The organism is Devosia sp. (assembly GCF_036676215.1).
Lineage (GTDB): Bacteria > Pseudomonadota > Alphaproteobacteria > Rhizobiales > Devosiaceae > Devosia.
This window is the reverse complement of record NZ_JAKFDJ010000137.1, coordinates 1-10619: the sequence shown is the minus strand read 5'-3', so window position 1 is coordinate 10619 and position 10619 is coordinate 1. Positions and strand designations below refer to the sequence as shown.

General features: G+C 61.8%; 9 protein-coding genes and 1 pseudogene. 6 read left to right on the top strand and 4 right to left on the bottom strand.

The genetic code is table 11. The features are described from left to right. The 5 genes and pseudogenes from V6M52_RS12360 to V6M52_RS12340 form a co-directional block, all read left to right on the top strand. Positions 1–251, top strand: a pseudogene (locus V6M52_RS12360) (ABC transporter ATP-binding protein); the annotation flags it as partial. After that, positions 248–1330 (top strand): ABC transporter permease, encoded by a 1083-nt coding sequence (locus V6M52_RS12355; RefSeq protein WP_332701242.1) that lies wholly within the window; start codon positions 248–250, stop codon positions 1328–1330. The pseudogene V6M52_RS12360 and the gene V6M52_RS12355, both read left to right, overlap by 4 nt. Before the next feature lie 3 nt (positions 1331–1333). Then, the gene (locus tag V6M52_RS12350; protein ID WP_332701241.1) at positions 1334–2281 is read left to right on the top strand and encodes an ABC transporter permease; all 948 of its coding nucleotides are present in this window, start codon (positions 1334–1336) and stop codon (positions 2279–2281) included. 12 nt (positions 2282–2293) lie between these two features. Next, positions 2294–3580, top strand: a complete 1287-nt coding sequence (locus tag V6M52_RS12345) for an amidohydrolase family protein (RefSeq protein WP_332701240.1) — start codon at positions 2294–2296, stop codon at positions 3578–3580. A 152-nt stretch (positions 3581–3732) separates the two neighbouring features. Then, positions 3733–4068, top strand: coding sequence for a hypothetical protein (locus tag V6M52_RS12340; RefSeq protein ID WP_332701239.1), 336 nt, complete (start codon positions 3733–3735; stop codon positions 4066–4068). A gap of 28 nt (positions 4069–4096) precedes the next feature. Here the strand turns inward: V6M52_RS12340 and V6M52_RS12335 are convergent, their stop codons facing one another. Then, the gene (locus V6M52_RS12335; protein ID WP_332687448.1) at positions 4097–4618 is read right to left on the bottom strand and encodes a nucleoside kinase; all 522 of its coding nucleotides are present in this window, start codon (positions 4616–4618) and stop codon (positions 4097–4099) included. A gap of 676 nt (positions 4619–5294) precedes the next feature. Here V6M52_RS12335 and V6M52_RS12330 point away from each other — a divergent pair. Then, the gene (locus V6M52_RS12330) at positions 5295–5876 is read left to right on the top strand and encodes an SOS response-associated peptidase (protein WP_332701238.1); all 582 of its coding nucleotides are present in this window, start codon (positions 5295–5297) and stop codon (positions 5874–5876) included. A gap of 144 nt (positions 5877–6020) precedes the next feature. Here the strand turns inward: V6M52_RS12330 and V6M52_RS12325 are convergent, their stop codons facing one another. The 3 genes from V6M52_RS12325 to V6M52_RS12315 all read right to left on the bottom strand — a co-directional run. Continuing rightward, on the bottom strand, positions 6021–7496 hold the full coding sequence (locus tag V6M52_RS12325) for a HEPN domain-containing protein (protein ID WP_332701237.1): 1476 nt from the start codon (positions 7494–7496) through the stop codon (positions 6021–6023). Positions 7497–7508: 12 nt separating this feature from the next. Beyond that, positions 7509–8192, bottom strand: coding sequence for a hypothetical protein (locus tag V6M52_RS12320; RefSeq protein ID WP_332701236.1), 684 nt, complete (start codon positions 8190–8192; stop codon positions 7509–7511). A gap of 387 nt (positions 8193–8579) precedes the next feature. Further along, positions 8580–10619, bottom strand: a 2040-nt coding sequence (locus V6M52_RS12315) for a TSCPD domain-containing protein (protein ID WP_442881856.1), incomplete at its 5' end; no start/stop codon positions are given.

Here is a 10619-nt window from a genome sequence, read left to right as displayed (position 1 = left end):
CGCGCGTCATCCTCGCCAATCAGCCGACGCGCGGCCTCGATGTCGGCGCGCAGGCCGAAATCCACCGCCGCCTCATCGCCGCCCGTGACCGTGGCGCGGCCGTCTTGGTGATCTCGGAAGACCTCGACGAACTCTTTGCTCTGGCCGATCGCTTCCTGGTCGTCCATGCCGGTGAAGTCAGCGATGCCGGCCCGTCCGATGCACTGGACCGCGGCGCCGTCGGCCTGCTCATGGCGGGGCAAGCAGCATGAGCTTCCGTCTCGAACCGCGCGTGGACGCATCGATCACCCTCAAGCTCATGGTCTCCCTCGGCGCCGCTTTGGCTGCTTTGTTGCTGGTGGCGGTCCCCGTTCTCTTCGCCGGCGGCTCGCCGCTCAGCGCCTATGGTCTCATCGTCCAGGGCGCCTTCGGCTCGATGTTCGCCTTCTCCGAGACGCTCAACCGCGCCACCCCGCTGGTCCTCACCGGCCTCGCCGCCGCCGTCGCCTTCCGCGCCAAGCTCTGGAATATCGGCGCCGAGGGTCAGCTCTATATCGGTGCCCTGGCCGCCGTTCTGGTCGGCAGCGGCCTGCTGCAAATGCCGCCCGCGCTGATGATACCGACCATCATGATTGCCGGGTTCCTCGCCGGTGGCCTGATGATGGTCATCCCCACCATGCTCAAGCAGCGCTTCGGCGCCGACGAGGTGGTCATCACCCTGCTGCTCAACTTCGTCGTCATCCTCTTCGTGCAGATGCTGATCGAGGGTCCGCTGAAGGATCCGCTTTCCATGGGCTGGCCGCAATCGGTGCCGCTGCTGGCCGAGGCAAAATTGCCCAAGCTCATCCCGCGCCTGCGCCTGCATTGGGGCCTCATCATCGGCCTCGCCGCTTCCATCCTGCTCTGGATCATGGTGCGCAAGACCGTGCTCGGCTTCGAGATCAAGGCCGTCGGCGAGAATCGTGCCGCCGCACGCTTTGCCGGCATTCCAGTCGACGCCACCATGCTCAAGGTCGCCCTGATCTCCGGCGGCCTGGCGGGCCTGGCCGGCGTCAGCGAGGTGTCCGGCGTCAAGGGCTACCTCTCCGCTGACCTGTCGCCAGGCTTTGGCTATTCCGGCATCGTCGTCGCCATGCTGGCCGGCCTTTCGCCTATTGGCACCGTCTTCGCGGCAATCTTTGTTGCCGCTGTCTTCGTCGGCGCCGACTCGATGAGCCGCGCCACCGGCATCTCCAACTATCTCGCCGATCTCGTCGTCGCCCTGTCGCTGCTCTGCGTCCTGGTTGGCGGTTTCTTCCTGCGCTTCCGCATCCGCTACGAGCGGGCCGACGCCGCCCGGGCGGGGGAATAGACCATGGACGTCCTCCTCGACATCTTCGGCTCCGCCAACTTCTGGGCAGCCGCCATCCGCATCGCCACGCCGCTGATCTTTGGCGTCTTGGGCGCGCTGATCTGCGAGCGGGCAGGGGTGCTCAACCTGGGCATCGAAGGCATTTTCGTCGCCGGCGCCATGGCCGGCTGGCTTGCCGTCTATCTTGGCGCCGGCCTCTGGGGCGGGGTACTGGTTGCGTTGCTCACCGGTGCCACCTTCGGCCTGCTCCATGCGGTGCTGACCGTGCTGCTGGGGCTGTCCCAGCACGTCTCGGGCATCGGCATCACACTGCTCGCCACGAGTCTCAGCTACTTCACCTACCGCACCGCTTTGCCGGACGTTACCTCGCCGCCCCGCATCGCGCCGTTCCAGCCGATCGCCATTCCCGGCCTGTCGGACCTGCCCTTCATCGGTCCGGCACTGTTTTCGCAGACGCCCCTGACCATGCTGGCCCTCGTCCTGGTGGGGCTGGTGGCCTTCGTGCTCTATCGCACCCCGCTCGGCCTCGCCATCCGCGCTGTCGGCGACAATCCGGCTTCGGTCGAAGCGCAGGGCCTTTCCGTGCAGGGCCTGCGCATCGGCGCCGTTGTCGCCGGCTCGGCGCTGATGGCGCTGGGCGGCGCCTTCCTCACCATGTCGGCCTTTGATGCCTTCTTCTTCGGCATGGTCAATGGCCGCGGCTGGATCTGCATCGCACTGGTGGTCTTTGCCTCCTGGCAACCCAGCAAGGCGCTGCTGGGGGCGCTGCTGTTTGGGGCCTTCGATGCCTTCCAGATCCGGCTGCAGGCGGAAATCGGGCAGGTGGTGCCGGGGCAGGTCTTCCTGATGCTCCCCTATCTGCTTTCCATCGTGGCGCTTGTGCTGGTCGCGCGACGCGCCGACTATCCGCGGGCACTGTTGCAGCCCTGGTTCAAGGGCCAACGACACTAGACGAGGTAACGCGTGTTCGACCTGAAGCTGACCAACGCCACCCTTCCTGACGGCCGCACGGGCGTTGATATCGCCATATCTGACGGCCGCATCGTCGCCATCGAACCCGGTCTTGGCGGCGAGGCCGGCGAAGTGATCGACGCGGCCGGACAGCTCGTCTCCCCGCCTTTCGTGGACTGCCACTTTCACATGGACGCGACACTCTCCCTGGGCATGCCGCGCCTTAACGAAAGCGGCCGCCTGCTGGAGGGCATCCAGATCTGGGGCGAGCTCAAACCACTGCTGACGCAGGAGGCGGTCATCGACCGCGCCATGGCCTATTGCGATCTCGCCGTCTCGCAGGGCCTGCTTGCCATCCGCACGCATGTCGATATCTGCGATGACCGCCTGCTCGGCGTCGAAGCGCTGCTCGAGGTCAAGCGCCTGGTGGCGCCCTATATCGACCTGCAACTCGTCGCCTTTCCCCAGGATGGCTACTACCGCTATCCCGGCGCGGTTGAATTGCTCGACCGCGCCCTCGACATGGGCGTCGACGTGGTCGGCGGCATTCCCCATTTCGAGCGCACCATGGCCGATGGCGCCGCCAGCGTGACCGCGCTCTGCGAGATCGCCGCCAAGCGCGGCCTGCTCGTCGATCTCCATTGCGACGAGACCGACGACCCGATGAGCCGCCACATCGAGACGCTGACCTACGAGACCCAGCGGCTCGGCCTTGGCGGACGTGTCGCCGGCTCGCACCTCACTTCGATGCATTCGATGGACAATTACTATGTGTCCAAGCTGCTGCCGCTGATGGCCGAGGCCGGCGTCGCCGCCATTGCCAATCCCAATATCAACATCGTTATCCAGGGGCGCCACGACACCTATCCCAAGCGCCGCGGCATGAACCGTTTCCCCGAAATGCTGAGCTACGGCATTACCGGCGCTTTCGGCCAGGATTGCATGATGGACCCGTGGTATTCGCTGGGCCAGGCCGACATGCTGGAAGTGGCATCAATGGGGCTGCACGTGGCGCAGATGACCAGCAGAGACGCCATGCGGCAATGCTTTGAGGCAGTTACGACAGGCCCCGCAAGCATTCTTCATCTTGACGGCTATGGCATTGAAGTGGGCCGCAAGGCTGACATGGTGCTGCTCCAGGCGGCCGACGCTATCGAGGCCATTCGGCTGAAATCGACGCGGCTTGCTGTCATCAAGGGGGGCAAGGTCATCGCGCGCACCGCACCACGACAGGCGAGCCTAAATCTGCCCGATCGGCCACAGCAGCTTGATCCCTCCCGCGTCGGTCCAAGAGGCTGAGTGCCAGCTTCTGGGGAGCGCGCCTCATGTCGTGATGCCGCTTTCGCCCCAATGCCTCCGCAATCGAGGAGGAGAGTAATCTGATATCGGTGAGGCCCTTGGTCGACCGACGACGGCTCCTCACCGCAGCTTGCTGAACAACGGAGGAAGGCATGTCACACTATGCGTTTATGGCCCCCATCAAATCCGGGAAAGCCGCAGCGTGGAAGCAATACGTCCAGGAAATGACGACCAGCCGCAAGGACGAGATGCGGGCTTCGCGCAAGAAGCTTGGGCTGGAAAAAGAGGAAGTCTGGCTGCAGCATACGCCGAACGGGGATTTTGCCGTCGTCTATATCGAGGCCAAGAACCCCGGCGAGGTCATGCAAAAAATGATGACTTCTGAGGACCCATTCGACAGATGGTTCCGCGAGAAGGTTCTCATCGAAGTGCACGGGATGGACCCATCCGCCCCGCCACCGCCCCCAAACGAGGAAATCCTGCACTGACCCACGGCCGGAGGCGCGCTGGCGCGTCCTAGCCGCACTTTTGCAGGATCTCGTCGACGACGTGGTCGACCCGCGCAGTGGCGTCGATGACGATGCCACCGCTGGGGATATCTTCTTTCGCTGCATGATAGCGCAGGACGAATTGCCGTTCGGCGGGTTTTCCGCCGAACTCATCGTCCGGCCGCGCGATCAGCCGCCGGTTCAACGTGTCGGCATCGACCTCGAGCACGAAGACCGCGTCGAAGAGGTGGATGAAATGGTGGAAGTTCTTTGAGTCACCGCAGAAGAAGGTGTGGCTGTGGCTCTGGTCGGCGAGCAGGGATTTGACCGCGTCGACAGGCCAGATCCAGTGCGCATATCCCCATTCTATCAGGTTGGTTCCGCTGTCGGGCGGCGGCCCATCGAGCGGCGCACCGGTCTGGGGCTCGCCATAATAGGCCAAGGTCCGGTCGCCGTGGATGACGTGGTAGCCGCGCCGCTCCAGCTCTTCGGCCACCGTGGTCTTGCCGGCGCCGGAAATGCCTTTGATCAGGTAATTGCGGATGGCCATGGGTGTTGCTCCTGGGGGGAAGCTTCTTGCCGCCGGAGGGGTAGCGGCGGGCAGCTTAGCGACGCCATCCGGGCCTACATAGGTCGCCGCTGCGGGGTGCTGGACGTGCCGAAGCGACGCCCGGCCTTGCGGCGTTGCGGGGACACGGTATGAAGCGGCTTTCGCCCCGAGGGCTTGCGCCCCCTGTTTGGTAGTCTGAAGAGGCGAAAGCCGCTTCACACGAGCTGGTATTCCTGCGCACGCATCGAGCGGCCGCCCTTTCGGGTTTTATCGCTTCCGTTCCGTCTGGGGGTTCGTGCCATTCGAGCGAAGCTCTCATGGCCTTCTAACCTCAAATCTCTCCACTGGAGAGATTTGCCCTGCGGGACGGCGCGAAGCCGGTGGTCAGCATACACGCATCGGCCTGGGCGACCCCATGCAGCCAGTCCCCCCGCCCGTTGCTTCGTCGGCACCGCGTGAATGGCGGGGATGGGCAGAGTATGCCGGAGGTTTTTGGGGCGGGGACAGGTTTTGTGGCGCAGTGCTCCAGCCCTTATGGCGTGCCGGTTTCGGGCCGCTACGCGCCCGGGGATAGAGGGACACGGCGGTTGAAGGCTGCGCCGGGCCGGCATTGGCGTGTCGATCCGTGCCGGGCAGGCCGGTTGAACGGCGCGGGCCGGCGTGATCTGCTGGCGCCATGTGCAACGATTATGAACAGCATGTGAGCCGCGCCGACTATGCCCGCGCCATCGCGGCGCTGGAGCTGGCGGCCGGCGACGACGCGGCGCTGCTGCCGGCCGACGACATCCGCATCGGCGATATAGGGCCGGTGCTGCGGGCAGCGGGCAATGGCGTCGAGCTGGTGTCGATGCGCTTTGGCTTTCCGCCGCCACGGCCCAAGGCCGGCCCGATCTTCAACTTCAAGTCCGACGGCCGCCACTTCGCCGACAGCCGGCGCTGCGTCGTGGTGCTGTCGGGGTTCTTCGAATTCACCGGCAGCAAATATCCCAAGACCAAGCACCGCTTTGCCCTCAAGGATTCCGCCGTGATGGGCATTGCGGGCCTGTGGAGCGAGGACGAGGACGGGGCGCTGAGCTTCACCATGCTGACCACCGAGCCGGGGCCGGACATCGCGCCGGTGCATGACCGGCAGGTCTGTGTGCTCAAGCCGGAGGACTGGGCGGCGTGGCTGTTCCTGATGCGACCGGAGGCGGAGCTGCTGCGGCCACTGCCGGCGGGGACGCTGGTGGTGGAGGTGGTGCGGGAGGGGAAGGAGTGAGGGGGCTGCCTCCGATCCCACCCCACTCACGGTGTCACCCCGGCGTAGGCCGGGTCCATCCTGGGGTCGCTACAGGCTCTCGGCACGTTCATTCATCTCAGGATGGATTCCGGCATTCGCCGGAATGACGCGGTGGCAACTATGCTAGGCCTTGCTGCTTTCGACAGCCTTCTTGAGCCGATCCAAATCGTGATGATAGCCCAATTGAAATTCGCCGAAGGGGTGATACCCCGTGTTAGTCCATTGCCATCCAGCCCTAAGAAACTCAGGCAAAATATAGCATAACTCCAGCGCGCGTGTGAGGAAGCTGAGCGTGTGGATCGCTTGGTCTCCGGAATAATCTATCTCGGGTTTCCCGCCATGGACAAAGAAGTTCCGGCAATTAACGGCTCGATCAATAACGAATTCTAGGTTTGGGAATTCCCTATGGTGTTTCTCGATTATCTCGTGCGCCCAGAACTTGACCTTCGACTTGAGACTTGGGTGTGACGCTCGCCCCAATGCCTGCAGAAGAGAATCACGCTCTTGTGTCTGTGGAAGGGGCCTGAACAGTGCTGTCGCCTTCTTAATCGCGTCTTGAATATCGTTCGATAGATCGACCTTCTTGGGGTACAGCCCTTGCGGGATAGTATCAAAAAGGTTGGCCGCAGCGATTATGCGGTCCGCGTCGAAGTAGTTTTGTTTTCTGAAGGAATCCCAGAAACGATTTCGCGAGGCCGCCATTTCGTCATGGGTTTCGAACCAGTGCTTGAGTACGGTGGCAAACTCATCCGGGCGTTCGAGGCCATCCAGCAGAACATCGCGGGGGCCCGGTGTAATCCTGCTGGTTTCGATTTCATATCGAACGGGAAGGCTGGGTAAGACCTGAAGGCCAAAATGCTCATCGCCCTGACTTGGCGAGACGGATATGTTCTCGACATTTTGCGGACGTCCTATGACTGCGCCTAAGAACACGGAAATGCGGTGCACCTGTTCTATAGCGTGATCAAAAGTGACCGCCCCCTCAAAGCGCAAGGAGAGCTGCGTTTGGCTTTTCAACCAGACGCCACCCGGTCCCCCCATGCTCTGCTCATAGCTGTGGTAGACTGAGAGCGTACTACGCCCAAGGGGGCACGCGAAAATCTCGCTCTGACCGGAAAAGTAGAGCACCTCAGGATACTCTCCGCGCCGTACCTTCCGGCCCGTCAGTTCCTCGCGTTCTCTAAGGATGCCATCAATGAAATCTTCCGGCTGCGAGCTCGAACCAAAAGCATCAAAGTCGTAAAAGACGCTGCTGAGGTCTGGAAGATGCCAGTTGATCGTCCATATTGCCGGACGATCCGGATTTAGGTGTTCACGTCCAAGGACGACATGGTGCGGAAAAATGTCTGCAAAAAAAGAGACGTCATTCCGGCTAGATCGGCGCCCCGGAACGGGCGGTATATTGCAGTGAAGGAGCGTTACCTTTGTACTATCTGGAAGCTCACCGGTAATGCAACGATCGGTTACTTTAAGTAGATTAATATAGTCGTGGCTGTGCAGCCGAAGGTTTGTGCTGCGACCATCTAAAGTCAACTCGCCAAATAGGTTCTGATTGGCAACTTCGAACTGACCAAAGTGTTGTCGGGATTTTTCCTGCATGTTTGCCCTGCGCTATGCAACCTGTGCTGTCGGTTGACCTGCAACAATCAGGATCGTTTCCGACGATCCTTTTGGTCGCTGACCGGGTGACGCGGTTGTCGGCAACATCACCAGGGAAACGGGTATCAAAGTCGCCATTTCTGCAAAATTCATATGGAAGGAGCGAGTTACGCCGTCGCCTTCATAGGAGATAGATGCCGCTCCCATCTTGCTGCTCTGCAAGGTGATCAATTCAAACGGCACCAGCGCTGATCCGTGCAAGCTGCTGGAGTCCTTTTCGGGAATGTACTCGGAGAGAACTTGCAGCCCAGAGAGTTTGAGGCCCACCGCTTCGCTGTGGAAGACATAGAGGGGCAAGCCCACAAGCTCAAACAATGTGGAATCAATGATCCCGTCGAGGGCTATGCCATCTTGAGGCATCTCGTGCCCTAAGTGGGCCAAGAAGCGTTGCAGCGCTTCGCTGCACTCCAGAAAGAAAAGCAGAAGCTCCCAACAAAAGTACGACGCCGAAATTACCGGATATCCCGGAAGGTGAAAATTTGGATTTGGTCCTACTTTCGTGCCGTCCGAGTACTCCAGAAAAAAGCCGGGTAAGACAAATGTCCGAATAGGCGTGTGAAGTTCTGAAAGGAATGGCCGTAGTCGATTATGTGAGTGCTTGATGTGGTTGGTTAGGCCGGTCAGTCGATCTCTCACGGGCTTAAGGTCCCGTCGGAGTAGGCGCACGGGCGCTGCACTATTGAAATCCCGCTGAGAGCGAAAAAAACATCGTGCGATTGACTCGATGTCGTCGACGTGAGCCGACGCGGAATACAAGGCAAGCTCGACCGATTCCGTCAGCTCGTTGGACAGGTCGGCAATGTCCGCATCCCTTATCGAGCGCGAAGTAACTATTATCGTACTCGTTCGGCGCGCGAGCTTATTCACCCTGCCAAGTAAAAGGTGGGTCGAGATGTTGTATATGCCGAGTGGGTGCCGCGTCGGTACGCTGGAGTGGTATAGGTTGCTTTCGGTCACTGAACCGAGGACGGCACGCACCTCGGGTGTGTACCGTCCTTTGGAAGTGATTAGTTGCACCGGGGCTTAGCTACACCCGGTTGTCGTCCCGCACGTATCGCATTTCAAGCACGTGCCGTTCCGCACCATCGTAAAGTTATGGCACTCGGTGCATTGATCACCCGTATAGCCCTTCATCTGGGCTTCGGCCCGGAGCAGCCCTGCGTCCTTGGAGGGCGGCGGGCTGGGGATGGGGCTGAGTTCGGCGGCCGGGAAGGCTGAGGGCGAGAGTTGCGTGTCGACCTTGAGGGCCGTGGCGGAGCGGAGCGCCGTCACGGTTGAGGTCTGCATGGCCTGCACAGGGTTGAACTGGTGATCGCCAGAAACGATCATCAGGCTCTTGTTGCTGACCTTGCCGCGGGTCATGCCGCGGGAGACAAAGCGCTCGGCGGGCACCGGGGCAGGGGCTGACGCAGGGAGGCGCGCACCCTTGTCTTCGGCGACGCCCTTGCCGAGCGAAGTCGGGCTGTCCGGATTGACATGGGCGAGGTCATCCCGGTCGAGATAGGAAACGGCGAGTTCCCGGAACACGTAATCGAGGATCGACGTGGCGTTCTTGATCCGGTCATTGCCCATGACCATGCCGGCGGGCTCGAAACGGGTGAAGGTGAAGGCCTCCACATATTCGTCCAGCGGCACGCCATATTGCAGGCCGATCGAGATGGCGATGGCGAAATTGTTCATCATGGCGCGGAAGGCGGCGCCTTCCTTGTGCATGTCGATGAAGATCTCGCCGATGCGGCCATCGGCATATTCGCCGGTATGCAGATATACCTTGTGGCCGCCGACGACGGCTTTCTGGGTATAGCCCTTGCGGCGATCCGGCATCTTCTCGCGGCTACGGACTTCCACTTCACGCTCGATGATGCGCTCGACGATCTTTTCGGCAATGGCCGGGACGCGGGCATCGGCAGTCATGGCGGCGAGGTTTTCGATTGCGTCTTCGTCCTCGTCGTCATCGGCCGCGGCCAGGACCGAGGAATTGAGCGGCTGGGAGAGCTTGGAGCCATCGCGATAGAGCGCATTGGCCTTGAGCGCCAGGCGCCAGGACAGCATGTAGGCTTCCTTGGCTTCCTCGACGGTGGCGTCGTTGGGCATGTTGATGGTCTTGGAGATGGCGCCCGAGATGAAGGGCTGGGCGGCTGCCATCATCAGGATGTGGCTCTCGACCGAGAGATAGCGCTTGCCGATCTTGCCGCAGGGGGTGGCGCAATCAAAGACGGGCAGGTGCTCGTCCTTGAGGTGAGGCGCGCCTTCCAGCGTCATGGCACCGCAGACATGGATATTGGCGGCTTCGATGTCTTTCTTCGAAAAGCCGAGGAAGCTCAGCAGGTCGAAGGTGAAATCGGCCAGGTGCTCATCGGTGACGCCGAGGCTCTTGAGGAAATCGACGCCCAGGGTCCACTGGTTGAAGATGAACTTGATGTCGAAGGCCGAGGCGGTCGCGGCATTGAGCGCGGCGATCTTCTCGTCGGTGAAGCCCTTGGTGCGCAGGGTGGACGGATTGACGCCCGGGGCCTGGTTGAGATTGCCGTGGCCGACCGCATAGGCCTCCATCTCGGCGATCTGGGATTCCGAATAGCCCAGGGTGCGCAGAGCCGGAGGCACGGCGCGGTTGATGATCTTGAAGTAGCCGCCACCGGCCAGCTTCTTGAACTTGACCAGGGCGAAATCGGGCTCGATGCCGGTGGTGTCGCAATCCATCACCAGGCCGATCGTGCCGGTGGGGGCGATGACCGAGACCTGGGCATTGCGGTAGCCATGCTTTTCGCCGAGGGCGAGGGCATTGTCCCACGCCACCTTGGCGCGTTCGGAGAGGTTCGCGTCGATCAGCGAGGCGTGGTCGAGCGGCACCGGGTTGATCGAGAGGTTCTCGTAGCCCTCGGCATTGCCGTGGGCGGCGTTGCGATGGTTGCGGATGACGCGCAGCATGTGCTTGGCGTTGCGCTTGTAATCCTTGAACGGGCCCAGTTCCTTGGCCATTTCGGCCGAGGTGGCATAGGAAACGCCGGTCATGATGGCGGTGACGGCGCCGGCAATGGCGCGGCCGGCCTCGGAGTCATAGGG

Bases quoted from the DNA above. Each gene is read 5' to 3' on its own strand.
- V6M52_RS12325 (WP_332701237.1), bottom strand. From the start codon at position 7,496: ATGCAGGAAAAATCCCGACAACACTTTGGTCAGTTCGAAGTTGCCAAT.
- V6M52_RS12335 (WP_332687448.1), bottom strand. From the start codon at position 4,618: ATGGCCATCCGCAATTACCTGATCAAAGGCATTTCCGGCGCCGGCAAG.
- V6M52_RS12340 (WP_332701239.1), top strand. From the start codon at position 3,733: ATGTCACACTATGCGTTTATGGCCCCCATCAAATCCGGGAAAGCCGCA.
- V6M52_RS12330 (WP_332701238.1), top strand. From the start codon at position 5,295: ATGTGCAACGATTATGAACAGCATGTGAGCCGCGCCGACTATGCCCGC.
- V6M52_RS12350 (WP_332701241.1), top strand. From the start codon at position 1,334: ATGGACGTCCTCCTCGACATCTTCGGCTCCGCCAACTTCTGGGCAGCC.
- V6M52_RS12355 (WP_332701242.1), top strand. From the start codon at position 248: ATGAGCTTCCGTCTCGAACCGCGCGTGGACGCATCGATCACCCTCAAG.